The organism is Amycolatopsis sp. NPDC028719, from assembly GCF_055565395.1.
This window is the reverse complement of sequence record NZ_JBVHUL010000009.1, coordinates 287795-313315: the sequence shown is the minus strand read 5'-3', so window position 1 is coordinate 313315 and position 25521 is coordinate 287795. Positions and strand designations below refer to the sequence as shown.

At 66.1% G+C, this 25521-nt stretch carries 23 protein-coding genes; 14 read left to right on the top strand and 9 right to left on the bottom strand.

Annotated elements, in window-relative coordinates; genetic code table 11:
- Positions 1-335: 335 nt before the first annotated feature.
- Positions 336-776, bottom strand: coding sequence for an SDR family oxidoreductase (locus ACZ4TR_RS36160; protein WP_465292496.1), 441 nt, complete (start codon positions 774-776; stop codon positions 336-338).
- A gap of 617 nt (positions 777-1393) precedes the next feature.
- On the opposite strand from ACZ4TR_RS36160, the gene ACZ4TR_RS36155 reads away from it, so the two are divergent.
- The 5 genes from ACZ4TR_RS36155 (at position 1394) to ACZ4TR_RS36135 (ending at position 6460) form a co-directional block, all read left to right on the top strand.
- Positions 1394-2458, top strand: coding sequence for a hypothetical protein (locus tag ACZ4TR_RS36155; RefSeq protein WP_465292495.1), 1065 nt, complete (start codon positions 1394-1396; stop codon positions 2456-2458).
- Positions 2459-2694: 236 nt separating this feature from the next.
- Entirely contained in the window at positions 2695-4509 is a 1815-nt protein-coding gene (locus ACZ4TR_RS36150; RefSeq protein ID WP_465292493.1) for an ATP-dependent nuclease, read from the top strand.
- Between the two features lie 296 nt (positions 4510-4805).
- On the top strand, positions 4806-5000 hold the full coding sequence (locus tag ACZ4TR_RS36145) for a KTSC domain-containing protein (RefSeq protein ID WP_465292491.1): 195 nt from the start codon (positions 4806-4808) through the stop codon (positions 4998-5000).
- A gap of 226 nt (positions 5001-5226) precedes the next feature.
- Complete coding sequence (locus tag ACZ4TR_RS36140) at positions 5227-5718, top strand: AraC-like ligand-binding domain-containing protein (RefSeq protein ID WP_465292489.1); 492 nt, start codon at positions 5227-5229, stop codon at positions 5716-5718.
- A gap of 424 nt (positions 5719-6142) precedes the next feature.
- Positions 6143-6460, top strand: coding sequence for a hypothetical protein (locus ACZ4TR_RS36135; RefSeq protein WP_465292487.1), 318 nt, complete (start codon positions 6143-6145; stop codon positions 6458-6460).
- A gap of 278 nt (positions 6461-6738) precedes the next feature.
- On the opposite strand, the gene ACZ4TR_RS36130 is transcribed toward ACZ4TR_RS36135, so the two are convergent.
- The 5 genes from ACZ4TR_RS36130 to ACZ4TR_RS36110 form a co-directional block, all read right to left on the bottom strand.
- The gene (locus ACZ4TR_RS36130) at positions 6739-9918 is read right to left on the bottom strand and encodes a coiled-coil domain-containing protein (protein WP_465292485.1); all 3180 of its coding nucleotides are present in this window, start codon (positions 9916-9918) and stop codon (positions 6739-6741) included.
- Entirely contained in the window at positions 9915-10559 is a 645-nt protein-coding gene (locus ACZ4TR_RS36125) for a hypothetical protein (protein WP_465292484.1), read from the bottom strand. Before ACZ4TR_RS36125 ends, ACZ4TR_RS36130 begins: the two co-directional genes overlap by 4 nt.
- Positions 10553-10867, bottom strand: a complete 315-nt coding sequence (locus ACZ4TR_RS36120; protein WP_465292482.1) for a hypothetical protein — start codon at positions 10865-10867, stop codon at positions 10553-10555. The genes ACZ4TR_RS36125 and ACZ4TR_RS36120 overlap by 7 nt, the downstream gene beginning before the upstream one ends.
- Positions 10868-11196: 329 nt before the next feature.
- Complete coding sequence (locus tag ACZ4TR_RS36115) at positions 11197-12558, bottom strand: hypothetical protein (protein WP_465292480.1); 1362 nt, start codon at positions 12556-12558, stop codon at positions 11197-11199.
- A complete protein-coding gene (locus tag ACZ4TR_RS36110) occupies positions 12555-14036 on the bottom strand; it encodes a Wadjet anti-phage system protein JetD domain-containing protein (protein WP_465292478.1) in 1482 nt (493 codons plus the stop codon). Before ACZ4TR_RS36110 ends, ACZ4TR_RS36115 begins: the two co-directional genes overlap by 4 nt.
- Before the next feature lie 136 nt (positions 14037-14172).
- Here ACZ4TR_RS36110 and ACZ4TR_RS36105 point away from each other — a divergent pair, with 136 nt between their 5' ends.
- Positions 14173-15042, top strand: a complete 870-nt coding sequence (locus ACZ4TR_RS36105; protein ID WP_465292476.1) for an alpha/beta fold hydrolase — start codon at positions 14173-14175, stop codon at positions 15040-15042.
- A gap of 254 nt (positions 15043-15296) precedes the next feature.
- The gene (locus tag ACZ4TR_RS36100; protein ID WP_465292474.1) at positions 15297-15719 is read left to right on the top strand and encodes a hypothetical protein; all 423 of its coding nucleotides are present in this window, start codon (positions 15297-15299) and stop codon (positions 15717-15719) included.
- Here ACZ4TR_RS36100 and ACZ4TR_RS36095 read toward each other — a convergent pair.
- Complete coding sequence (locus ACZ4TR_RS36095) at positions 15716-16120, bottom strand: AcrVA2 family anti-CRISPR protein (RefSeq protein ID WP_465292571.1); 405 nt, start codon at positions 16118-16120, stop codon at positions 15716-15718. The genes ACZ4TR_RS36100 and ACZ4TR_RS36095 overlap by 4 nt on opposite strands.
- 569 nt (positions 16121-16689) lie before the next feature.
- Here ACZ4TR_RS36095 and ACZ4TR_RS36090 point away from each other — a divergent pair.
- The gene (locus ACZ4TR_RS36090) at positions 16690-16842 is read left to right on the top strand and encodes a hypothetical protein (RefSeq protein WP_465292473.1); all 153 of its coding nucleotides are present in this window, start codon (positions 16690-16692) and stop codon (positions 16840-16842) included.
- 112 nt (positions 16843-16954) lie between these two features.
- Here ACZ4TR_RS36090 and ACZ4TR_RS36085 read toward each other — a convergent pair whose 3' ends face one another.
- Together ACZ4TR_RS36085 and ACZ4TR_RS36080 are read right to left on the bottom strand one after the other, a co-directional pair.
- A complete protein-coding gene (locus ACZ4TR_RS36085) occupies positions 16955-17677 on the bottom strand; it encodes a GntR family transcriptional regulator (RefSeq protein ID WP_465292471.1) in 723 nt (240 codons plus the stop codon).
- Between the two features lie 24 nt (positions 17678-17701).
- On the bottom strand, positions 17702-17911 hold the full coding sequence (locus tag ACZ4TR_RS36080) for a UTRA domain-containing protein (RefSeq protein ID WP_465292569.1): 210 nt from the start codon (positions 17909-17911) through the stop codon (positions 17702-17704).
- Positions 17912-17941: 30 nt separating this feature from the next.
- Between ACZ4TR_RS36080 and ACZ4TR_RS36075 the strand changes: the two genes are divergently transcribed.
- The 6 genes from ACZ4TR_RS36075 (at position 17942) to ACZ4TR_RS36050 (ending at position 25313) form a co-directional block, all read left to right on the top strand.
- The gene (locus tag ACZ4TR_RS36075) at positions 17942-18346 is read left to right on the top strand and encodes a hypothetical protein (protein WP_465292469.1); all 405 of its coding nucleotides are present in this window, start codon (positions 17942-17944) and stop codon (positions 18344-18346) included.
- A gap of 15 nt (positions 18347-18361) precedes the next feature.
- Positions 18362-19303: an HAD family hydrolase gene (locus tag ACZ4TR_RS36070; RefSeq protein WP_465292467.1), complete on the top strand. Its 942-nt coding sequence runs from the start codon at positions 18362-18364 to the stop codon at positions 19301-19303.
- A gap of 333 nt (positions 19304-19636) precedes the next feature.
- Entirely contained in the window at positions 19637-19906 is a 270-nt protein-coding gene (locus ACZ4TR_RS36065; protein WP_465292465.1) for a hypothetical protein, read from the top strand.
- Between the two features lie 54 nt (positions 19907-19960).
- Positions 19961-20650, top strand: a complete 690-nt coding sequence (locus tag ACZ4TR_RS36060; protein WP_465292463.1) for a hypothetical protein — start codon at positions 19961-19963, stop codon at positions 20648-20650.
- Between the two features lie 49 nt (positions 20651-20699).
- Positions 20700-22064, top strand: a complete 1365-nt coding sequence (locus ACZ4TR_RS36055; protein WP_465292462.1) for a hypothetical protein — start codon at positions 20700-20702, stop codon at positions 22062-22064.
- Between the two features lie 1302 nt (positions 22065-23366).
- Complete coding sequence (locus ACZ4TR_RS36050) at positions 23367-25313, top strand: hypothetical protein (protein ID WP_465292460.1); 1947 nt, start codon at positions 23367-23369, stop codon at positions 25311-25313.
- Positions 25314-25521: the final 208 nt, after the last annotated feature.

Here is a 25521-nt window from a genome sequence, read left to right as displayed (position 1 = left end):
CGGCACACCGTCTTGCCCGGTGATCCCGCCTTCCTACCGAGGCCGGGACCTACTCTGCGCCCAGACGTGCTTCGCCTACAGGTACTTCTCGAGGCCAGCGCGGCCAGTCCCCGTCGACGAACAGCACCTGGCCGTTGATCCACCGCGCGAGTCCGGCGAGCGTCACCACGACCTCGGCGATGTTCTTCGGGTGTGCCGAGCCGGCCCGCCGGGTTCAGACCCGCGATGCGGTCGATGAGCTTGCGGCTTGTCCGCCCGGAAGAGCGGGGTGTCGGTCGGCCCTGGCGCCACGACGTTGACGGTGATGTCCCGGCCCGCGAGCTCCCGCGCGGCGATCACCGCAATGCCTCGACCGCACCCTCGCTCATCGCGTAGGCGCCGTAGGTCGGCGACTGCGGCCGGGTGATGCTCGTCGAGAACAACACGCTCGCACCGCCGTCACGGACTCGCCGGGCCGCTTCGCGCGCGACGAGAAAGGTTCCTCGCACGTTCGCACCCATGACGAGGTCGAAGGTGGCCACATCGGTGTCCACCAACCGAGCCAGCGGCATGACGCCTGCCGTGTGCACCACCGCGTCGAGCCCGCCGAACTCGGCCTCGACTGCCGAGAAGAGGTCGAGCACCGCCGACTCGTCCGCCAGTTCGGCCTGGAACGCACGTGCCCGCCTCCCGGCGGCGACCAGGTCGCCTACCAGCGCCGCGCAAACGGATCCCGCCCTGCGCGAGGCGTCGCCTCCCTCGCCGCTTCCGACACCGACTCCCGGTCCGTTTGACATCACCTCCCTCCGTCTCGGTCGGCTGCGCGGCGCCTTCACGGCCGAGGACCGAGAGCTCCAGCAGGCCGGCGATCGCGCCCACTTGCCTCCCAAGCCGCCTCGTCCAGCGTTCGGAGTAGATCGGTATCGGGCTCGCCCGCCAGGCTGGCGCGGAACGCGTGCGCTCACGGTGTCCGCTCGCAACGCGTCGGCGGCCAGCAAGCCGATCCCTGTGACCATCACGCCGGGAGCAAAGCCAAGTCGATGGCCAACGCCGCCCAGTGGGACGACGCCCCCGCCCGGCGCAGGGCGACGGCTTGCAGGATCGATTCGGCGATGAACAACGGGAACAGGGAGAGGAAGACCAGCAGCGCTGGGCCAGCCCGTCGAAGGGAGCGGGCCCGGACACGCACTTATGACTGCCACACTTTCGTGTAGTTTGTTTCACACCCGGCATGCGCCAGGCTTGGGGTCACGATAACCAGACCCTTGGGGTTCCCATGAACAGCAAAGGCCAGCAAGAACCCCCAGCCAGTCCCAGCGAAAGCAGCTCGCCCACGACGAAGTCCCGACGCTCGCGGATCGCGAGATCGTTCCCAGCGTCTTCCTTCTCCGAAGCGTTGCCTCTCGCGGAAGCGATGCTGCGCATCGGTGCTGGCCAGCGTGTACGACGCCTGACCCTGTTCGAACAGATGGGACGGTCGCCGGACAGCGGCCTGAGCCGGCAACTGGTCACGAACTCCGGCCAGTACGGACTCACCAAGGGAAGCTACGGGGCGGAGTACCTGGAGCTGACTCCCGAAGGAGAACTCGCCGCGGGGGACGAGGCAATCGGCGCGAAGCGCATCGCCGCGCGTCTCGAGCTGGCAATCGCTCGAATAGTCCCATTCAACTCGTTGTACGAAAAGTTCAGCGGCAGCCGCATTCCTGTTCCCGGCGTTCTCAGGGACTTCGTCCTCGAGAGCGGCGTGCCCGAGGAACACGCCAACGAGTGTGTCGAAACCTTCCTGGCCAACGCCAGGGATCTGGGGCTCGCCCGCACTTCCGCCGGGGCCGAGCGCCTGATCACGTTCGACATGCTGGTCGAGGAGTCCGCTAGCGAACCCGTCGGGTTGTCACAGCGCCCGGCAGCTGCCGGGGACACCAACAGTCCGGCACCGGAGGCCACCCAAACCGTGGCGGCATCACGGCTCGCGCACATCATCCACCAGGGCGAAGACCTGGAAAACACGTGTTTCGTGGTCTCTCCGATCGGTGATGCCGATTCCGAGCAGCGCAAACACGCCGATCTCGTCCTCGGGTCCCTTCTCGAACCAGCCCTGCAGGAGCTGGGCCTCAAGGTCGTTCGCGCCGACCGCATCAGCAAGCCGGGCGTCATCACCGCGCAGGTCATCGACCACCTGGTTCGCGCGCCGCTCGTGGTAGCCGACCTCTCGTTCGGCAACCCGAACGTCTTCTACGAGCTGGCTCTGCGGCACGCGATACGGAAGCCGGCGGTGCAGATCATCCGCGCGTCGGACCACCTCCCCTTCGACGTCGGCCAATTCCGCACGGTAGTGCTGGACATGTCGGACATCTACACGTTGATCCCCGCGATGGACAGCCACCGAGCGGAGCTAGCCCGGCAGTGCCGGGCTGCGCTGGACCACGAAGGGCCGGCAGACAGCCCGCTGTCCTTGTTCTACCCGAATTTCTGGGCGTGACTGCGAGCGGGCCAGACCGTCCGAGCTGAATGGTCCCGACAACCTCGTCCGCCACACTTCCCTACTGTGTCAAGGTTTCACTGGGCGGCCGTCACGTCGCCGTGACACAGCGTCGCATTCAAGCGGTTCGCGTGTCGGAGGCAGGGAACAACTCTTCACGGGCTTAGAGTTCCGATTCTCCGGGGTGCGTGCGTTCCCTGGGGCAAACGAACTCAAGCATTGTGGACGGTCCGAAAGTGCATCTCGAGACATACTCGGTACGAGGTTTCCGCTCGCTCAGCGACGTCGCGGACATCCCGGTCGGCAAGCCGACGATCCTCGCCGGACCGAACGACGGTGGGAAGACCAGCGCCCTCGATGCGCTCGCTTTCCTCCTCGACGAGTACGCGCCCACTGATGATGACCGAACTCGTGCTTGGGGGCAGCCCGAAGGCACCTCGCCGTCGATCACGGTGACAGGCACCTTCCGGCTCGACGAATGGGAACGCGACGAACTCAGCCTGCCCGGAACGATCCAGCTTCGCCGGGCCCACGACGCCGAAACGGCGGCGAACCGGTACGAACTGTGGTCGCCGGTACCGGACGACGAAGACCTGCGGGGCCTGGCCACCAAGAACGTGGCCGATCTCAGGGCTTTGCTCAAGAAGTACGACCTCACCGCCGAAAAGCAGACCAAACCGTTCCTGCTCTCGGCGTTGCGCGCTTACGCGGAGGCCCACTCGACGTCGTCGGGGTGGGGCGACGCTCCGGCGCAACTGCTCAAACGCCTGCCGCGGCTCACGCGCTTCGACGGCCGGGGCCTCGAGCCGGAGGCCGCCGTTCGCTCCGTCCTGGGTCTCCGGCTCAAGGAACGCATCGCCGAGGACGCCGTCCGCAAGCAAGTGCAAGAAGTCGAAGAGGAACTCCAGGAGTGGCTCCGGACCGAGGCGAAGCCGCTGGAGAAACACATCGTGGAGCGTTGCCCGGACATCGAAACCGTGACCATCCAGCCCACAGTCACAATGACGCCGGCGCTGAAGGACACCACCCTCCGGCTCCAGCGACCGTCGGGCGAGGAGGTTCGCCTCGACCGCTCCGGCATGGGCAGCATGCGGCGCATCTCCATGGCCGTGTGGGAGTCGTCAAGTGACCTGCTGGCCGACCAGGCGGAAGAAGCCGTCACTGACGCCGCCCCCGCGGTTCAGGTGATCGTCGTCTACGACGAACCCGACACCCATCTTGACTACCATTACCAGCGGGATGTCATGCGGGTAATTCGGGAGCAGAGTGCCGTTGACCACGTCAACGTGGTCGTCGCTACGCACTCGATGAACCTGATCGACGGCGTCGACATCCGGGATGTCGTGCTGCTGCGCGCCGACGAACGGCAGCTGACGGTCTTGGAACGCCTCGGCTCCGGCGCTCACTCGGACTTCGACCAGCATCTCGGCCGGATCGCGACCGCCGTGGGCCTGCGCAACTCCGTCCTGCTGCACGAACGATGCTTCCTCGCGGTCGAGGGTGAGACGGAGCAGCAGGCCCTCCCCCTTCTGTTCAGGCTCTCCGAGGGGCTTTCGCTCCAGGCTGCCGGCATCGCCCTGTGGGCCTGCGGCGGGAACGACGGTGCCCTGTCCCTGGCCAGGTACCTGTACACCCACGGCAGGCAGTTCCTGCTGGTGGTGGACGCCGACAGCCAGGCACGCAACAAGATGTTCGGCAAGGAGCGGCTCAGGCGAACGTTCGACAACAAGTACGAGGACTACGTGGTCCTGCTCGGCGAGACGGAAGGTGTGAACGAGCTGGAAGAACTCTTCGATGACGAGCTTTGGGCTCGCGTCGCGAACTCGGAGTGGCCACGTGATGGTGGTTGGAAGCCGGACGACTTCCGGGCGCACCGAGGCGGCAAGAAGTTCAGCGGAGACGTCGAGAAGATGCTGCGCGAGCACGGATCTTCCAAACCCGGCGGGAAGCCGGACATGATGGTCGCCATCGCCTCACACTTGAACAGCCCGGAAGAGGTGCCCTCTGGGCTCCGGGAGGTCTTCCGGCGGCTCCGGAAGCTGGCCGGCTAGCCGGCGCAGCCGTCGCCCGCGGCGGGCGAGGAGACGTTCTTTCCGCTGTTCAAGAGTGGGTTCGACCCACTTGTGGAGGCCGGCCTCGGCGACCCACCGCTGGAAGTGGTCTCGGCGATCGATGCCGCACCAGCGGCACCCGTTGGGGTTCGGCAGCATGTCGTCGTCATCAGTTTCGTATCTCATCTCGCCCTCCTTCGCCTACGTAGTTTCTACCCTGGGGCACCGACAAAAACCCGCCGAACCGACCGTGCTCGTCCGACTACTTTAAGTGAGATTCTGTGGATCGTGAGGCAGTGAAGTCCGATAGCATCGCGTCGATCGGCTACGACACGTCGGCCGAAATCCTTGAGGTCGAGTTCAAGCGCGGCGGCGTCTATCGGTATCTCGACGTTCCGGACGTCGTGCACCAGCAGCTGCGGCAAGCTGAAAGTCACGGTAAGTACGTCAACGAACACATAAAGCCGCACTACCGGGCAACTCGCTGTTGACCCGCGAGGATCCAGCCGCAGGCCAGCGCCTGCAGCTCGGCGACCTCGGTGTCGGTGTGAGCCGCGCGTTGGCATGTGGACTGCGCATGCCCCGATGACGAGTAGGCCACGCGGCGGTCACTACCGCTGATCGCGCACGAGAGGTTGCGCTGGCGCGCATTGGGCGACAGCCTCGCCCGATGGACATAGAATCCGACCGGCATTCCTTCTCACAAGGTTGTGAGCGATGTACGCGGTAGGCAGCGCAGACGCGGCGGACGCGTGGACGGAGACCGTCTCGCGCCTGAACGGCCGGCTCGGCACCGCCGCTCCCGCGGAGCACACCGGCCAGGTCCACTGGCAGGTCAGCGACGAGTTCCGACTCGTCCACTGGAAGAGTGACGAGGAAGAAGTCCATCGCGGCGCGGCGGACGTCCGTGCCGATCCCCGGGGTACGGTCGAGATACTCTTCCCGGTCTCGGGAAGCGTGATGGTCGAGCAGGCCGGCCGGCGGGTGCGGTTGGGTGCCGACGCGACAGTGCTGTGCGGCCTCGATCGTGAGCTCGAGTTCTGGCACAGCCAGGGTTTCGAGGCAGTGGCGCTTGTGGTTCCGGAAAGCCGCCTACTGGCCAGGGCGCGATGGTTCGACCAGCGTCCTACGGTGTTCGAAGGGCGCCGGGGTCTGGGCAGGGTCGCGTTCGATCTTCTTCGCACGTCCTGGCTGAGCGCGACGCACTGAGCGGCTCTGACTTCCACGCGGCATGTGAGCGAGCCGTCGATCTCGCTTGCCTCGCCGGTTCCGGCGCCCGCGCGCCGGGATGCAGCCATCGCTCCGAGGTACGCGCGACCGTCCGCCGCTTCGTCGCCGAACATGCGGCCGAGCCGGATCTGGACGGGCACGAGGTCGCGGCCGCGCTTGGCTGGTCTCGACGGTACGTGCAGGCCGTACTGCAGGATGAAGGCCTGACGCTGAGTGAACTCGTCCGCAACGCTCGGCTGCAGGTGGCCTACTCGGCGGTAGCGGTCAAAAGTCGGAGTGTCCTTCCGCTGAACAGCGCAGCCGAGCAACGAGCCACTGAGCCGAGGTGCACCATGCGCCCGAGACAACCGCTTCCCACGTACGGTCGCCGCGTACACCTCGCGAAGATCAGGCCGGCCCGGACATGAACCCCGCACACGGTCGCATCGCCCAGCTGCGCGCGTATGGCTTCGTGATCAGACCGCTTCCCAATGCGTTCGGCGAAGTCGACGGTTTGCATGCCACGCGGACCGGGCTGGGCTGGGTCGACTCCGTCGTGATTCGCGGCCCCGAATACGCGGTAGCGGTGCGGGTCGCGGACACATTCAGTCTTTCGACCCCGTTCGCCCAGTCGGAAGTCGCATGGGCCGAGAGCGGCGAAGTCGTCGAGGTGATCGACAGGCTACTCGCACTGTGCCTATCCGGAACCGTTACCCCGACGACGAACATAGTAGGGGAGTGAAAACCCACTGACGGCAGGTGGTGGCCCGCTTTCGGCCGTCAGTGGACGATGGCGCACCGGCCAGAGCGATTGCTCTCCCGCTGGTACAGCAACTCGTACTGTTGCGGACCCCTGTTGAGCACCGATCCTTACACCGGCTTCGCCTTGGCCAACGGTGGAACCAGCACTCCGCACAGCCCTGATGGCCAGCCGCTACTCCTACCCGTGATTCTACCGAACACTGGTGATGGACCGTGTCATCCGGGACGGTCCGGCCACTACGGTGGCCCGATGAGACATCACCGAAGAGGCCTTCCCGCAAGGACCGCCGCAGCAGTTAGTTCAACCCGTTCGCCGTTGTCGTCGAAACCGAACATCCGGGTCGGCAGGTTCAACGCTTCCGACTTGGATGGGTAGCAGAAGTACAGGATCTCCCGGCAGAACGCCGCAGCATCAGGCATCACGGCGTCCTGACAGGTACCGAACACGGTGATGTCGTATTTCTCCGCGACCCGTGCCACGGCCGACAGCACGTCGCGGCGATGCTCCTCACCGAGTGAATCGCCAAGTTCATCGAGAATCAGCACACGACCTCGCGGGTTCGGGCTCGCCAGCAGCGCCGCCAGCACGAGGTGGATACTGAAAAGCTTCTCCTGAGCCGAGTTGGTGGCGTTGTTGTACGGGAGCATCCGGCCGGCCGGCGACCGGCGCCACATGGGCACGACTGACCAGGTCCACGGGTCGTCAGGGTGGATCGGGCGTACGACCGTGTGGTGCAGCTTCGCGCCGTAGCCGTCGGGAGTCGACTGGTTGAGGTTGTCCAGGGCCTGGCTGATGGCGTCCATGTTCGCCTCGATGCGGCGCTCAAGGCTGTCCTGCACATTGTCGAGGCTCTCCGCCAATTCAGCCAGGGTCGACATCGCGTAGGTCGTTTCCCGTTCCCGCTGAAGCCGGGCGGTGTCGATTTGCTCAACGGCCAGATGGTCCCGTTCAAGCAGCTGGATGAGCCAGTCCTGCAGGGCGGCCGATATCCCGGCGTATCCGGTGTCCCGGCCCGACGGACCGCGATGGACGAGCACTTCCTTGCGCCGCAGAGCTTCGGTGATGGCGGGAGTCGGAGCCCCTTCGCCCGAAGTACGATCCACCTTCAACTCGTTGAAGATTTCGACGAGGTAGTCGTTCGCGCTCTGGCTCAACGTATCCTGTGTACGCCGTTCGGCTCGTGCCGCCGGATCCCTCGGGCCGAGGGCGACGCAGGCACCGGCCGCGTCGTCGTATTCGAGCGCGGCGTCGTTCCAGTTCAGCAAGACGCGCGCGGTCGCGTGGTCACCTCCGAGCTCGATATGCCAGTACTGCAAGTCCAACGCGTCACGTTTCTGCTGCAACCGCGTTATCTGCAGATTGGACTCGGTGATGTTCTTCTCGCTCTGAGCTCTGGCCGCTTCAGCTTTCGCGAGTGCCGACTGCGCGCTCCGGAGATCTGCTTGGGCGCTGGTGTGCACGTCCATGCTCGTGTCCCTGATGGCCAGCAACTCCTCCGAATGCGCGCGTGCGGCAAGCAACTCCGTCGTCTCGATGGTTTGCAACGAAGAGGTGAGTTCATCACGCTCAGCGGCTGCACGGGCAGCGGCGAGGGTTCTGTCGGCCTCTTCCTCCATCTGCTTGGCCATGTCGGCTGCGTTGTGCGCCTGTTCCCGGAGTTTCTCTGCTTGCGAGAGCTGTTCTCGCAGTGAACTGATGATGTGCACTCGGCCGGTGGTAGGACGGGGAAAACCCGCCACGACGGTGGCAGCGAGTGCGGAATCGAGGATGCCGGTGACCTCACCGAACCCCACGGGCTCCGTCCGCGCCTCAAGTTCGGACAAGAAGGCCAGTGCCTGGCTCGGGGCGTTCGTCAGCCCGGCAGGGAGGGGGCGCGCGGGCTCCGGCGCCCCCGCGACGACGATGGCGCCCGGCACGTCGGCGAGTGCCCCGATCGCCCGGCGCGCATGCTCGCCCTCGGCTACGCAGACTGCCGCCCGCCAGGGATGAAGGCGCGGCTCCCACACGTCTCGGTGACCATCGGCGACATCGATCGCGTCCATCAGACCGATCGCCTCGACGCCGTGCTCAGCAAGCACCGCGAGCGTGCGAGCGGCCGAGCCCCCGGTGCCGAGTTGCGCACGTTCGAGTTCCGCGGACAGCTCTTCGACCTCGCCGTCGGTCTCAGCCGCCCGGGCCATCGCCACGGCACGCGCTTCGCGGCGACCTTTCAGCTCGGCTTCGGCCTCGGCGACGGTCATCCGTACATCGCGAGCGCCCACCGCATCCAGCTCTGCCACGCGAGAGCGGATGAAGGCGATTCTCTCAGTCAGCCGGCCTTCATTTCGCTGCGCTTCCTGGTACCGGACATCGTCCTGCCGGAACGCCCTTTCGAGGTCCGTCGCCTTCTGCTTGAGGCTGCCGAAGTTCCGGAGCTCCTTCTCCTTCGCTTTGAGTTCGACGAGCCGGGCACGTTCCAGGTCCAGCCCGGCACCGATTTCCCGGCTCTGAGCGGTCAGCCAGTCCGCGCGAGCAACGGTATCCAGAAGGCCACGAGCGAGATGCCTGCGCCACAGGAGATCTCCCTCTCGCAGCTTGGCCCGGACGGTTTCCCTGGTCCGCACGTCGTCCAGGATCTTTTCCTCTGCCGCCCACTTCTCGTTGTTGGCCACCTTCGCGGCTTCCACAGTCGCGCTCTGCTCCGCGAGCTTGCGACGCTGCTCCTTCTCGAGCTCCAGGGCTTCGCTGCGGCCCGTGAGCCGGACCAGCGCCGCACCGATGTCCTCCGGCTTGAACGCGCCGGTGTCCATCTTGAGCAATGAAGGCCCGCTGCGCTGGCTACCGCGGGACGCGACGTAAGCCAGGCAACGGGGACTACGACCGTAAAGCTTGTCCACGTAGGTGTTCGAGCCGAACTCCACCGCGGGCAGGGAATTCCAGACGCCGGCCGCCCTGCGATGGCGTTCGGCGTCGGTGTCCGCCTCGACGAGGTGTACGCCAGGCTGGTGCCGGACCCGGATGTACTTCGGGTCCGACGCGATCCTCAGCCACACCGTGTGCGCCGAGCTCGCCACGTCGTCGGGATGGGCAAATACACCGACGACGTATCCGGTCTGCGCGGCGGGGTAGCGGGCCGCGGTCACACCGGCGGTGTCCGGCTCGAACAGCAGCTGTGCGACGGCGGCGACACCTCCTCCTGCCACCCGCCACTCGGGATCGCCGAGCAGCAACGACACCGCGGCGTTGAAGCTCGTCTTGCCCGACTCATTCGAGTCCCTCGGGCCTCGACCGGTCACCGCCACGAACGAGGACGGCCTGATGGCGACCGGGTGGCTGGTGTGCCGGGCTATGGCGAACAACTGCACGGCGATGAGCTGGCGTTCACCGATGATGCCCAGCACGTCGTCAGGGTCGGAGCCGCTGCGCTCGGGTTCGTCGAACAGGGTGGTGATGGTCATGTCGAGGCCTTCCCGGGCGTTTCGAGCGTGTCGCTGTTCGCGCGACGCTTGCGCAGCACGTGCGCGTATGCGCTCTCAGGTGCAGCTAGGATGAGCAGGTCCTCCCAGAGCACGGAAGTCCGCTGCGAGGTCAGGCGGTGCAGCGCAGGGCCTGGTGTGATCCCCGCTCTCGGACTCCGCCTGATCAGTCCGGCCGACTGCAGTCGTTGCAAGGATTTCTTGATGGCGGATTTCGTCAAAGCACGGTTCTGCGCGAGTTCGTCCGGTGTGGTCGAACGTGCCCCGGCGGCGCCGGCCAACGTCTCACTCGCTGACGCTCCTCGCGCGCGGGGAATCGCGACGCATCGTAAGAGCACCAACGCCAGTACGGCTCGGTCCTGCCGTGCGAGGATGCCGACGCCTTCCCGGACCAGCACGTCGGCCACGTCGTCGGCGTACCCGCTCGTGTAACCGTCAGCCACTTTGTTCAGCACCCTGCCGCACCGCTCGAGCCGCGTGGCCACGGCCGCGCGCAGGGCGGGATCCGTCAACGCGGGGAACCCGGTCGCGGGAACAACTCCGTCCGCGATCTCCAGCGCACCGAGCGCGTCGTAGACCAGGTTTTCGTCGTCCTCGGACAGACGACGTACCTCGTTCACCATTCCCAATCCTCCTCGGATGGCACGCGCGGCAGGTCGACGTGGAACGGCTGGTGGGCGTCCTCTTCATCCGGAGCGGCAGCGACGTGGACTGCGCCGTCCAGCCGGGGAAGCTGTTCATGGAACCGGCGCATGGAGTCGACGAACGCGGGCGGCAGCCCAGCCGCGGCGGGGCCGAGCCTCAACGTCCGTCCGGACGCCCTCACGAGGTGAGCAGGGATGAGGTCGTGTGCGAGGGTCGCTTTGACCCACATGGCGGCCATGCCCAGCTCCGCGGCGACGTCGATCACGAGTGAGGTGGTGAACGGCACGCCCGGATACGGGTCCGCCGTTCGGTCGGGCCATGCGAGGCCGAGACAGCAGGCCCAGGTGAGCCGTGCCGTGGTGCTGAGCCTCCGGACTGGGTAGGCGTTGCTGTCCTCCGGCGACGGTGTCGCACGCGATGACCAGCCGAAGGTGACGACCTGGGATCCTCTCCTCGCCGCGGCACCGTCCGGGGACGCACATCGCACGAGGACGCGTCCCGTGTCCTCGACCCGGCCGCGCATCGCTTCCACTTCGGCCGGAGTGCTGTCGCCTATCGGGAGCGATCCGGCTGCTCGAAGCATGGCGAGTGTGACGGCTGGGTCGCGCGGTGCGTTCACTTGGTCGTCTCCTCTTCCGGGGTGGGCCGAGACGTCCGGACGCGAATGGCGGAGCCGAACTCCGCTTCGGGACTCGCCCGCCTGAGGATCACCGGGTGCATGTAGGTGACCGACGCGTCGGCGTCGACGATGAGCAACTGGCCGAGCTCGACGATGAACGGCAGGTCGGGGTCGGCCGCGACCGCCAGCAACTCCATCAGGTGTTCGCCCGCCTTCGGCCACCCCAGTGCGCGCAGGGCGGAGGTGAGCTCGATTTCTCGGCGGCCCTGCAGATGGGCCTCAGTGGTCAGGGCGCGTCGGCGGTTGGAGCGTTCGAGGCGTGCTCGCATGGCGCCGATGGGGTCTTCCTCGAGCCCATCAGTCGGAACCGGTGGCCGTACAGAGGCGCGCACGCGGGGCCGATACTCCTCGATCGCCTCCTGCAGAGAGCCGGGATCGACCCACGGCTGCGGAGGATCGACCACCAAACAGGTTCCGACCGCGGCCAGGTCGTCCAGCGTTCCGTCCAACGCGGCTGCAAGGTACTGCTCGGCGGACAACACGGTGAAGTCGAGGGTGACACCGCCCTGGTAGAGAACGCGGTCGACGGCGGCGAACACCTGCTGGCGGTAGACGAGTTCGGCCTCGACCAGGCGGAATGCCAGGTCGCCTAGCTCGTGGTCATCGGGGAACTTGTCGGTGACGAGTTTGTTCAGCGTGTGCACGTCCTTCTCGACCTGCGCCGAGTCGTGGTTGCGGTGCTCTTCGATCAGCTCGGTGATCGACGCGGTGTGAACCAGGCGTGCGAGCTTGGCGGCGTAGACGCTCAGCAACTGACGGCACCTCTTGAGGTACGTCTTCAGACCGGCGCGGTTCACCTGGTCATGCTCGATCACCCACCGTGCGCGGTCGAGGAGCAGCAGCATTTCGTCGACGCCTCCCCGCGCGCCGAGGCGTTCGAAAACGAGCAACCCGGCGAGCCCGGACGGATCCAGCACGTAACGCTGCTGGTGCTTCTTCGCGAGGAAGGGGGCGATCAGGCCCATGCGGACGAACAGGTCGAACCGCGCCTCGAACAGACGTCCGTCGTGATGCCCGTAGCGCGCCAGGATCTGCTCCACCTCGGCCTTGGTCAGCCCGAACAACCCGGCGTTGTCGGCGAACACCTCCGAGAGGTCACGCGCCATCTTGAGTGCGCGCGGATCTTCGGTGACAGCCGAGGCGTCGTTGGCGATCGGCGCCATGAACGACCGCAGCCGATCGAGAAGCGCTGCGTCTTCGGGGAGCACGTGATCCACCCCGGCTCGCTCAGGATCAGGCACGGAGAACAGCGGAGACTGTTCTTCTACGTTCCCTTCCTCGTCCTCCTCGGGTTTCATGACGACGACGGCCCCGCCTTCAGGGCTGATTCGAGCAGCTTCGGCAGCAGCGGAAGGACGCGTTCGTGCAACAACTGCTGCTCCACCGCCTTGCCGGTCGTCCCTATGCGGCGGGCAACCTCGGCCAGTTCGCCGGACAGCAGCGGTTCGACCTTCTCGGCCAGCAGTTTGTCGTCACGCTCGGCTTTCGCCTGCTCGTCGCGGTTGAGCCTCTTCCGCGGCTGCCCTGTCGTCAGCAGGTCGAGGGTCATCGCGATCGGTTCGACAGGTCGGTCGATCGCCCGCTCGAGCATTGTGAAGATCTCGAGTCCCGCCGCATCGAGATCCATCCACGCCGCCACGGTCCGACCGGGCAGGGAGTTTATGAGATCGGCGATGTTCACGACCGCCTTCCCCTTGCCCCATACACAGAGCCAGGACTTGGTGATCTCCTCGATCGCGCACACCTTGCTGAAGGTCTCCGCATTTTCGATGATCAAAACACCGGTCGCGGAACACTCGATCTCGCCGACGAGCTGCATGCCGTCCCGCGGCAGCCCGATCCACGGGTGAGATCGCGCCGCGTCGGCGATCGCGTTGCCGTGCCTCCACAGGAGCGGGCCGCGAAGCCTGATCTCCACGTCGGACCTGTCGACGGCCAACGCGAAGTCCAGCCCCACCAGCTGGCTGAACACGAGAACTCGGGCGGCCGACCAGGGGATATGGGTGTCGCCCCAGGCATGGCCCGCCAGCTCGGCCGGCCCGGGCACGTCTGTCATGCGCGCCCGCACGCAGGCTGCCCGCAACGCGGCCTCGTACGTGGGCCAGCTCTTCGCCGTGGTCGCGGTCCCGTCAGGCACCACGAACGCCGCTCCGGGCGGCACGCGTTCCAGGGCAGATCGCTCGATCGCCAGCCGCGGCTGTCCTTTCGCCTCGTCCAGGAGAGCCAACAGCTCAGCCCGCACGCTGTCCGGGTCCCGCCGCGGACGCAGCTCGGCCAGGACGTCGGGAGCCTGCTCTTGCCAGGCGCTGGACAGCCGCCAGCTCTCCGGCAGGCCCAGCTTCATCCGGTCCTCGTCGACCTCGCATCGAAGCACGACACCACCGGCCCGGATCAGCTGGTCGGCGATCGTGTCCGCACGCGCCCCGAACCGCTTGACCACGGTGGACCACCGCCGCATACGAGCCGACAGCACCCAGCTGAGGTCGGCCTTGGACATGTCGGACGGCGGCTCGAAGGCCGGAGGCCTCCGAGCGGTCAGGACGTCGACGCGGTGCACACGTGTGCGTCGCTTGCGGTCGCGGGGAACTTGCGCCACCCCGCTCCGGTGGAAGGGGATGGTGACCGCCTGCATCCCATCGGGCACGCCGTGCAGCACCACCGGAGTTCGGCCGGCCAGCCCTCCAAGCAAAAGCAAGTAGTTCTCGTGCATGAAATTCCCTGATCGTCGCGCCATCGCTGAAACCTGTAACAACGGCGGCAGCTGCGACTCGTACACGGTTCGATGATCATCGACCTGGCTGAAACACTAGCAGAAGGACTTGATCTATTCATTGGCCAAAAAGTTGACAATAACTCGCCGACCCAGCGAAGGTGTGGTTGCCCCACGATTCGGATCCGCCGACAATGCGGGCATGACCGCCATTGCACTGCCGGACGGCCGGACCCTGCACATCGAAGTCAGCGGCCCCGGATCGGGACTGCCGTTGATCTTTCACCACGGCACACCGGGATCCGCGCTCCGGTTCACCGGTTTCCAGCACGCGGTCCATGAGCGCGGTCTCCGCCTGGTGCGGTATTCCCGCGCCGGTTACGGCCGGTCGAGCAGATTGCCCGGCCGGTCGATCGCCGACGTCGCGGCGGACGTCTCCGCGATTCTCGACCACATCGACTCCCCGCGCTGCGTCGTGGCAGGCCGGTCCGGTGGTGGCCCCCATTGCCTGGCCACCGCCGCGCTGTTGCCCGAGCGAGTGGCCGGCGCACTCGTGATTGCCGGGTTTGCCCCGTATGACACGACCGGCCTGGACTTTCTCGCCGGGATGGGTGAACTGAACATCGAGTTGTTCGGCCGCGCCCTGGGTGGTGAGGCCGAGCTCCGCCCTGCGCTGGAAACCTACGCTCGCGATCTTGGCGTCAACGACCCTGCTGCGATCATGCGGGGATGGCGGACCCTGCTCCCGGAAGTTGACCGCGCGGTCATGACCGGCGAGTACGCCGAAGACCTGGCAGCCAATTTCGCCGAAGGGCTACGCCCTGGTGTCGACGGCTGGGTCGACGACGACCTCGCCTTCGTACGCCCGTGGGGATTTTCCGTGGCCGACATCAGCGTTCCCACCTTCGTCTGGCACGGCAGCGAAGACCTCTTCGTCCCCTTCGGACACGGTGAATGGCTCGCTGACAACATTCCGAACGCGACAGCCCACCTTCTCGTCGGCGAAGGTCACCTGTCGCTCGCCCTCGGCGCTCTCGACACGATGCTGGCCGAACTGACCGAGGCCTGCTAGGAGCGATCCTGTAAGTCGTGACAAACGCTGCCCGCAGATGGGTCGACGAGCAGCCGCAATCGCGCACCCGGCGACGGTTGTCGGAGCGCGCTCTGTCCCTTAGCTGAGAGAACAGCAACAGCTACGAAGAGGCCGGCACCCAAGACGCACGCTGAGCTGACGGCAGCCACTGCCCACTCAGGTTCCCGACACCACCGCAACAGCGCTCCCGCCTGATGCACGATTCATCGCGGACCTGGCGGCATACTGTGCTCGTGCATGACGATCACGTCGACCGCGCGGCGCTTCTGCGGGAAGCGAAGGCGTGGGGGATGCCAATGGACAACGCCGGGAGTCCGGCCGGCTGGCCCCGGCCGCGGGTCGATGGCCTCCCTGTCCCGTGGCTGACGCCCTGTACCGACGGGGTCGCCGAGTGGTCGGACGTGCTTGAACACCGCGTTGCACGCTGCAGGTCGCACTGGCTGTGCCAAGTCTGCGGCGAAGAACTCGACGCCACGGCATGGGTCGTCCTCGAATACGGCGATCTCATCGTCAGCGGTGCTGCGATGCACCGTCGCTGCCTCGCCCTGGCGCAACGCTGGTGCCCACGGCTGTCTCGGCATCCCGGAGACTTCACGACGGCTGAGATCACCCGGTCCGAACTCGGAGACCAGGCCGTCCGCCCACGCCTCTCCTAGGGCCCGCCGGAGACTGTCCGCCCACGCAGTGCGCCAACGCGGACAGCGCCGATCGACGGTGAGCTAGCGGGTCGGGCGGGTCTCGACCGCGGTGACTCGATGCTCATCGGCGGTTGGCGGGCGTCGTCCACCAGGTCCAGGTTGACCATGAACGGCTTGATGAATCGGAGGATCGGCGTTGTCCGGCCCTGGCCGGTCCAGTAGGTGCGGAAGTGACCTCGCCGCTGATGCGGAACCGGACGGCGCCGCCCGGTCTCGGTCACGGCCGCAGCCAGCTCGGCGCCAGCCCGGCGCGCGGCGTGGAAAGCAGGCCCGAGTCGCCAGCCGACCTTGATCACCCGCGCAGGCTTCGGCGACTTCGCACCCTTGCCGGCGCTGCGGCGCTTGGCCGATCGGACGATGATCGTGTCGGGTTTCGCTGGAGAGGTACAGCGGGACGTTCAGGGCGGTGCGGATCAGCTCGGTGAGCCAGTCCTTCATGCGTTTCGACGGCAGGACCACCCCCGGTTCGGCACCGAACCGGGCGAGCGTCCACTCGACCGCCTCCGCCACGGTGAACATGTCCTCGCCGACGGGCACGGTAACGCGTACCAAGTCGGTGTCGACGCGCTTGCCCTTGTCGTCGACCAGGGCGGTGACGAACATCAGTCCGAGGCTGTCACGGCTGTCGTCGTGGCTCGAGCACAGCTGACGGGGTTGTCCCGAACTGCCGTAGACGTAGAAGCCCAACACGCGACCGCGCACGCCGCTATCCGGCGTGGTCGTCAGGATCGGCTTGGGAAAGTCACTAGCGGATTCGTGTGCGGGAGAAGGTCGAAGATCGGTCCCGGCAAGCGCTCGGGACTGCTGTCGGCCAGCTCCGAGAGCATCTGCGGGTGCACAGCGTAAACGATCTTGCTCGAGTGCCAATCCGGTGAATCGCGAGCGCGACGATGCTGCTGTAAGCGGAGTGCCGTAGTTGGACCGGCACGTGGTCAGGAACATCGAAGCGTGTTCCGCCAGCCGCGGCGATTCGGATCTGGTCCCAGCAATCCTGCTGCTGGAGGAACAGTTTTTGCGCCGACATCTGGCGTTCGATGTCTTCTGCGACCTCAGCTGCCTTGGTACCGAGTACCAGCTCTGAGCTGGCTTCCACTGCCAAGACCTCCGTTGCCATGAATTGGTCAACGCCAGCGCGTGCCTTCAGCGACCGAAAGACTACCCGGCGAGACCGAGAGTGCCCGAGACCAACTGCATCATTTCGAAGCGATTTTTTGCCGGTAAAGCAGCTGGTGCTGGTGCGCACCCTTGATGAGCACCGACACTTCGACGGGCCGCTCTTCGTCGCTGTAGATCGTGCGAAGCTGCCGGATGACCGGAGTGCCCTCGGACAGCTCGAGCGCCTCGGCTTCGTCAACCGTTGGCGCCCGCGCCGAGATCCGGTCGACAAATCCCCGTTGCGGAAGCCCGAGATCCACCAGCACTTGCGGCGCACCACCCCGAATCCTCGCGCGGCCGGCCAAACCAGTACCCGCCGCGATGCTCAACGGGTAGTACGAGGCCGACAGCTCCACCGGCCGCTCGTCATGAACAAGAACCCGCCGCCGCACGATCGCTCTCGCCCCGGGGTCCAATTCCAATGCCTCGACGACGTCGGCCGGCGGATCCACCTCTTCGACCGCGACCAGCTGGTACCGGAATTTGCCCGGCTCGGGAGCGATGTAGGCGGAGGCGTCGATGACGAACGGCTGCCGATCGCGGACGTAGACGCCTTTGCCGACGCGGCTGTCGAGGAACCCTTCGGCCTTCAGCGTCGACAGCGCACGCTGGATCGTGGCGTTCGCCGCCGCATACCGGGCGACGAGCTCCGCGGTCGAGGGCAGCTGCGCGCCGGGCGGAAGGTCGCCTCGCATGATCTGGTCGCGCAGGTCCGCAGCGATCTGCTGATGGCGCGGCCGGACGTCACGGGCGCGGGGCAAGTCCGACTCCTCGAAGCACGGTGATCACGGGGTCAGCTCGTAGCGTAGGCGCCGCCCCTCGGCGACCATCGTCATGACGCTCGCTTCGACCGCGACGTCGTCCTGGTCGTAGAGCACCCGCGACAGCTGCAACACACACGCCGGGTCGTCCAGCTGCAGCTCGACACGCTCCTCGGCGGTCGCCAAGCGGGCGAGGACGTCCTCCCGGACCCGCCATGGCGTGGTGTCCAGCATGAGCACGCCCGACGACGTAGCCTAAGGGTCATGTCCACGCCGACGAATTCGGACACTCCGTCCGCTCTCGAGAGGAAAGTGTGCGACGCCGCCGTACGGGCATGGCACGTCGCGGGTGAAGAGTCGCGACTGATCGCGTGGGCATCGCTCGCGGAACAACTCGGACGCTCCGTGACCGGAGCCGCTCTGGGATCCGTCGTCCTCGTGCCCCGCTTGCGCCGTGTCGAGTGCGTGTTCACCGCCGACGAGCACTGGGATGTCGCCCGCCAGGCCCTGCTCGTACTCGCCGATCAAGGATGGGCTGTCAACGCGCTCGTGCCGCTGCACACGATGGGGGCAGCGCACGAGGTGTTTCGGGGCCTTCCGGTTCACCTGCAGGGGTGGTGGGAGCGAAATGACCGTGACATGGCCTTCACCGAGCCCGAGGTCGCTTGAGTCATGCCACCTTCGTTGAACACTCAGACTGTCGTCGCGTTCATCTGGGACTTTGACAAGACCTTGACGCCCGGGTACATGCAGGTCCCTCTGTTCGACGCCTTCGGAGTCGACGCACAGAAGTTCTGGAGCGAGGTCAACAATCTGGTCGGCCACTACCAGCAGCGCGGCCTACGGGTCTCCGCTGACACGGCCTATCTCGGTCATCTCTTGAGCTACGTTCAGGATGGCCCGTTCAGCGGGCTCACCAACGCCAAACTGCGCGAACTGGGCGCGCTGGTTCCGCTGGCCCCTGGCATGCCGGAATTCATGGCGCGCACGCGCAAGCTGGTCTCCGAGGACGACAAATACCGACACCACAACATCACAGTCGAGCACTACATCGTGTCGACCGGGCTGCGGCAGATGATCGAAGGGAACCCGATCCACGAGCACGTGGACGGCGTCTGGGCGTGCGAACTGCTGGCCGACCCGCCTACGGCCGGCTACCTCGATTCACCGGACGCTGCGGCGGAGACTGACGTGCTGTCGCAGGTCGGGTATGTGCTCGACAACACGACCAAGACACGCGCGATCTTCGAGATCAACAAAGGGGCGAACGTCGAGCAGATCGACGTCAACTCCCGGATGGCGGACGAGGATCGCCGCATTCCCATCCCCAACATGATCTACATCGCGGACGGTCCGAGCGATGTGCCCTGCTTCTCAGTCGTTGGCAAACACGGTGGCATGACGCTCGGGGTGTACACCGCCCAAGGCTCCGCCAGCAACTACGACGGCGTACGCCAACTCGAAGACGATGGCCGCGTCAACTCCATCGCGGAGGCCAACTACGAGGCGGGCTCGCCCGCTGATCTTTGGTTGCAGTCCTCGCTGCGCAAGATCGCGAACGGTATCTGCGAACGCCGTGATCAAGCGTTCGCCAGCATCATCGGCCCGGCCGGCCACAAGGTCTGACAACCACCGAGCCGGGTTCGGTTTGGGGTTGCTGGCCGGCCCACGATCACCCACTCGGAGCGGTCACGACGGCGTCGAGCCCACGGGCAGCGCACCGATGTCGTCTGTCGGACATCCGACTCGGGCTGCTCGTTACCGTCGGAGCGGCCCTGGCGGTGCAGCGTGAACTGCCGAATCCCACCGTAGCGACCAATGCACCGGCTGTCAGAGGCACGCTCAGGCAGAGAGCACGGCGACCATTGCGAACTCGTTCGTCCGTTCGAGTGTTGCTGCCGTTGATCATTGCGTGTTTGGTGACGACCGAGGACCCCCAGTCGGCTACTGTGCGCAGTCGTGATCGTTGCGCTGGCCATCACCACCGTCGCGCTCTTCGTGACCGACCTGTGGCTGGTGACGTACATCGTCGTCACTCCAATCCAGTCGCGCATATCCAACCGACGTCTGCGGTGGACCACGGGTGACCACGTCGAAGACGTGCGCAACCGGGCCAGCCTCGCCGCCCCGCTCTCCCTGATGGGCCCGGTCAACACGGTGGCCGGTGCGTTCGCCGGCCTCGGAGCGTCGACGTACGTCGTGAACAGCGAATTCCGCTTCACGACGTAGCTCCTGCTCGTCATCCTGCTCGGCATCGCACTGGTTTCGGTCCAGTTCGGCGGCTTGATCATCGGATTCTGGGCATCCCGTCCGCTGCGCGCCTGGATCACCAACCCCTTCGTCCTCGAGGCCACCCTGCGACGCTGCCTACAAGAAGGACCAGCACCTCGAGAGGTGGTTGATGACTTCGAACAGAACCTCGCCGACCTCCGGCGCAAGCCGTCGGTCCGTGGTCTGAAGACTGCTGACGACCTAGTGCGCCTGGGCATGCAGGCTCCGGCCGCACTTCAGGAATGGCCGGCTGCCCCGGACCACGATTCGGCGAGATGGACGAAGTTCGTCCGGCACGAGCTTGATCGGCACGCAGCCCGGCGTTGGCTCTGGCATGGGCACCGGCGGTCGTTCTTTCTCCCGCTCGTACTCGGGTCGGCTTTGGCGTTCGCCGTCACCTGGCTGGGTACCGTTCAGTTCGACTCCGGCCCGATCGTGGCCACGGTACTCGTGATCGCGTTCAGCTCGTGGCACCTGCTCCTGGCTTGGCTGGGTTCGAAAGGAGTTCGAGAAGACCTTGTCCTCACCAATCGCCAGGACGCTCTCGTGCGGGCGAAGTTGTCAGTGTGCGCCGAGCTGATCCTGGCACTACGGAGACAAGGCGAACCGGCAACGGCTACGACGGTCGACTCGACCACGCTCGTCGTGTCGATCGGCCGCTGGCAGCTCAGGCGCGGGCCTCGGAAACGTAACGGCGGGTGAGCTCGGCAACGATACCGTCGGTGCATCCGACGACTTCCGGGAGTGCTGCATGCTGAAGCTCGTCCGAGACGAAGGCACACCGAAGACCCCGCTCAGCCTCGGCGACCTCCCTCTCGGCCCATGGGCCGGGACGACACTGCAGGTGTGGGCGACGAAGACCGGCACGCGCTGGCACGCCGACCCAGATTGCACGTCGTTGAAGGCAAGGGTGCGCTCCGAGGAATTCGTCCAACCGGCCGGCGGCACCCTTGCCGACCGCAAGCTGCCCGAGGGTCTCCACTGTGATCCGCCCGGCATGCTCGGTGACTACCTCGCTGCTGCCAGTCGTCTGGTGCGCCTGTCGAACGAGACGGACGCAGCAGAGGACGAGTGGGACCACGGGAACATTCCGGTCCGCTCCCTTCGCCCCGGCCTCCGGTGGGGCAATCCCCACGTCCTGGAGTTGCTCGCCACGGAACCGCTTGCTTCGGTGGCGGCTGCGGAAACCCGGCGTCACGAGGAACTCGTCGAGAAGGTGTGTCACTTCGTCGCGGTCAACGACGAGAGGCCGGCGTTGATGGTCCTGGCCGATTGGGTGCGGCGCGGGCGGACCCCGCGTGAGCACAAGCCCTACTACGACCACTTCGTCGAGACCGCCGCCGAGTTGTTCGACGCCGCCGACATCACGACCTACATGGGGATGAGGTCCTCGATCAACCGCGACAGCCTGCCGGACTGGCTCAGATCCGTCGCAATGGGCACCACGGGCGAATCGGCGACAAGCGAACTCGCCGAAGAGGAGTACGCACGTTGCCGACGGATGCGCCGGACCGAGGAAAGCGATCTCTCCGAGCAAGTCCGCGACACGTGGCTGGCCGCCGGGGCGAAATGGCAGTTCATGCTCGAATCGATGGCAGTCGCTCACCCGGGCTCGGTGTTGGCCGTGTTCGAAAACCACGGCAGCGGAGTCGACCACGAACTGCTCGATCTCTGCACTCGTACCGGACCATCGGCCCACCTCATCGTCGCGCACCTCGACTGGACGATCGCGGCGGTTCCGGCAGCGTGCCGCCTCTCCTTCGGCAGCGCGGACGCGGGCCCGGGCGGCCTGGTCCTGATGGACCAGGTCCACTACCGTGTCGACAACGACACCTGCGGCCTGTTCCTCCGCAACCTCGTCACCAGGCTCGGCTGTGCCAGCCTCACACGGTATGTCTGGTTGGGCTCGGCGGAGCCGGAGGACCGGGAAGAGCCAGAATCCGACGAGGATGACTGGCAACTGGCCACCACGATCGCGCGACGAGGTTTCAGCGCGACCGGCCTGGGCTACGGCGTTTCCCTGGGCGACTGCCTTCCCGCACTCCAGGCAGCTCTGCAAGGTGAGGAGATTTCGCCTCCGTCGGCGCCCCGGAAGCGTCGCCCAGCTAGGTCCTGACGTCCCCGCCAGGCCGTTCGCGCGGATGGCAGGTAAGGCAACGACGACGGGATGACGCGGCCCGCAACCACTCCTCTGCTTGAGCTGCACTCATCCTCAAAACGGCTTCAGCGGTCACGCCCGGCTGAGAAGGACGGAGGTGCCGGCAAGCCCCGCGGTGGAGAACTTTCGCGCCAGGACGAACAGTGAACTTGTGTACTGCGTCCGAACACGGCCGGTGCACCTCCAGCTGCTTCTGCACCATCCGCATCCGGCGATCCAGTCCCTGAAGCTCGCGTTCAACCGTGGACCTTCGCCGATTCAGGCGAGCCAACTCCTCCTCGAGCTCGCGGATCCCGGTGCTCGGCTTTCCGGCACTCCGGCCAGGCCAAGCGGCCTTGCCGCGATGACGATGGAGGGCTCGAGACCGCACGTGGCACAGGGCGCACCTCCCGAAATCGCGGCGTGAACGGTCCGATGGTCTCGGTGTGAAGTTCGCTCGGCCACGTGCCCGCAGTACAGCCGAACCCGCCACCTCATCAGGTTGCTCCGCGGCTGACGCACAACGCTCGCAAAGAGGGAACTCACCCTCTCGATCACCGCATCGGGCAGTGGTGGTGCAGCTTCCGCGACCGCGGAAGCGTAGGCGACCATGGCGACGTATTCCTTCTGACGCCGGTGATCGGCTTTGCTCAACACGTGCTCAGCGGCCGGGTCACCGAGGTGTTCGTACTCGGAGAGATCGACCGGCACCACCGAATCCATGACCATGGGCTCCCTACGCCGAAAGACCGAGTACGAGCGCATCTGCCAGGCGTTCCGGAACCCGCGCCCGGAGCAAGCTGCCGGCCACCGTCACCTCCACGTCGCCCCCGGCCAAGCGGCAAGTGTGCCGGATCCGATGTCAACACAATCAGGTCACCCCGGCCGAGTACCAGCCAAGGTCGAGGGGCGAGATCGAGGCAAGTCGCCGTGGTCGACGACACCGAGCGATTCGCCCCGTTTCCGACGCCGAGCTCTCCCGTATGCTTGATCACTGTGCCAAGCGGAGCCACGAATCACCCACTCGGAAGTCGTACACCGCCGCTCTACTTCACCTTGGTCGACCGGGCATTCAGACACCTCGCCGAGGCCCGACCCACCCTCTTGCGACTCGCGGACGACGAGCTGGGGCTGGATTGGAACGACTCACCTCAGGCCTGGCCGGCGAACGAAGTCGCGACGGCAGCCAACCTATCCGAAGCGGTGGCCGGCGCCCTGAGCAAAGGACCCGTGCTCCTGCTCCCACCGTGGGGCCGCCGTGGACGCCGTCGTACAGGCGAGGTGAGCCAGCACGAGCACGAGCTCATGCTCTTGGAGTGCACCCCGCCGAGGTCCAGCGCGTTGCTCGCAGCCGTGATTCCGGCGATCAGCCTGGTATCGGTCGGCTCCGAACAGTTCAGGGAACAACTCGGACGCAACTGGCAACCGGTTCTCGTCCAGTACTCCCGGGGCCTCCTACCCGGTCTCGACCACCGGTTCGTCGTCGCGACCGTCTTCCTCAGGCCCAAGGTCGAGGACGAGAGGCCACCGCTGCGGATCTTCGAATGCTCCGCTGCCGACGACGACGCAGCCATCCTCGACGACTTCGGCAGATTGCTCGCGAGAAAAAGCGGTCAGGGCGCCTTCGGCTATGTGTTACCAGAGGTGCCAGCCCCCGGGGAATCGTTGGCTTTCGCCCGCCATGCCCCGCGGCTGAAAGCCCGACGCGACTCCCTGACCGTGTTCGGTGGCGCGGGAACGCTCGACGAGATCTTCGAGGTCCAGCCATCTGGCTTCAACCTCACCACCGACCGAGCCCTCAAGTGCGCCGCCGACGTTCCCGGAGCGATCAGGGTCATCGGTGGCCGTGAGATCAAGCGCGACGGCACGATCGCCTTCCCGGACGAGGACACCGAGTGGGCCGAAGTACCGTCGGCTAGGCAACTTCAGGCTGGCGACGTCGTCGTCAGGGCCATCACGATGGCGGGACAGAAACTGATCCTGGCCGAAGTCTCCGAGGAGGATCTACCCGCGGTCGCCACCAACAGCGTGGCCGTGCTGCGTCCGAAAGCGGACTTCGACGGGGCTCAACGCTCGCTGGTCGTTAAGTACCTGCGATCAGAGTTGGCCCGTGAACTGCTCGATGCACACAGCGGCGCGGTAGGCACGCTGAATCGACAAACTCTCCGAGGGCTGTCGCTGCCGAGACCCGACGAATCCTTGAGCGCCGCCTTGTCCGACCTTGCCGAGGCCGAACGGAGCTTCGAAGCGTGGCGAGTGGAAGCGGCGGCCGTCCTGGAGGCCGCATTCCCCGACAACGAAGACTTCGAGGCGGCCAGGGCACGGCTCGTCGAACACGGACGCAACTCACGACTTCGGCTGGAAGCTGCGTCGAATATCGCCGACCAGGACCACCTCGTCCGGACCCGATTCCCGTACCCGGTCGCTTACCGCTGGCGGATTGTGGAAGCGGAGCTCAGCGCGGGCTCTTCCAAGGACGCCTACGACGCAATCCTGCAAGCCGCTGAGGTGCTTCTGTGTTACACCGCCCACCTGGCCCTGGCCCTCGCCAGGGCCGCGAACGTCAACGTCGGGTATCGCAGCACCGTCCAGGCCTCCCTCGCCAAAGGGAAAGGTTTGGGCTTCGGCGATTGGTCCGCGATCCTGGAAGAGGTGCGAGACGGCAAAGCCTTCCGAAACCTTCCGAAGGCCCACCCCTTGGACGACCTCCGCTCGCTCCTCGCGAGCAACCAGGTCGCAGCGGCCCGCAAGAGGCTCAACGACCGCCGCAACGACGACTCACACCTGCGGAAGGTTGATCCGACCGACTTGCCGCAGGCGACCAAGTCCGCTGCAGCCGATCTGCGCACCTTGCTAACGGCTGCGAAGTTCCTGTCCGACCTGTCGCTAATCCACATCACTGCGGTCAGATGGGACAGCATCCGCCAGGAAGCCATGGTCAGTTATCGCGAATTGATGGGCGATCATCCCGTTGTTCCGACGCGGACGATGACCTACCCCGAGCCCGACGTGGAGGTGGACAGCCTCTATCTGAAGGACACCCGCCACCGGCTGCACCTGCTGCGTCCCTTCATCGCCGGTCGCATTTGCCCAGAGTGCCGCAACTGGTCGACGTTCCACGCCGACGGCGTTCGCCAGGGTGTCGTGACGTTGAAGAGCCTCGAACACGGTCACACCGTCAAGGACGCCTCGGGCGATGAACCTCTCCGCCAGGTCGGGCTTCTTTGACAGGCCGGCTTCGTCCGCCCTGGACGATCGCACTCGCACGGCGGCGAAACGATCTCTGCGCTGGCCATTTCTCGTGCCGCAACGGTACCGCAGGTCATGGCATCCCACGACCCCCCGGCTCCGGCGGTGACCCGACGCACTTCTTTCGCGGTGTTCCGGTGCGTCCAGCGCCCAGCAGTTCACGCGTTCAGGCAAGATGCTGGGTCGA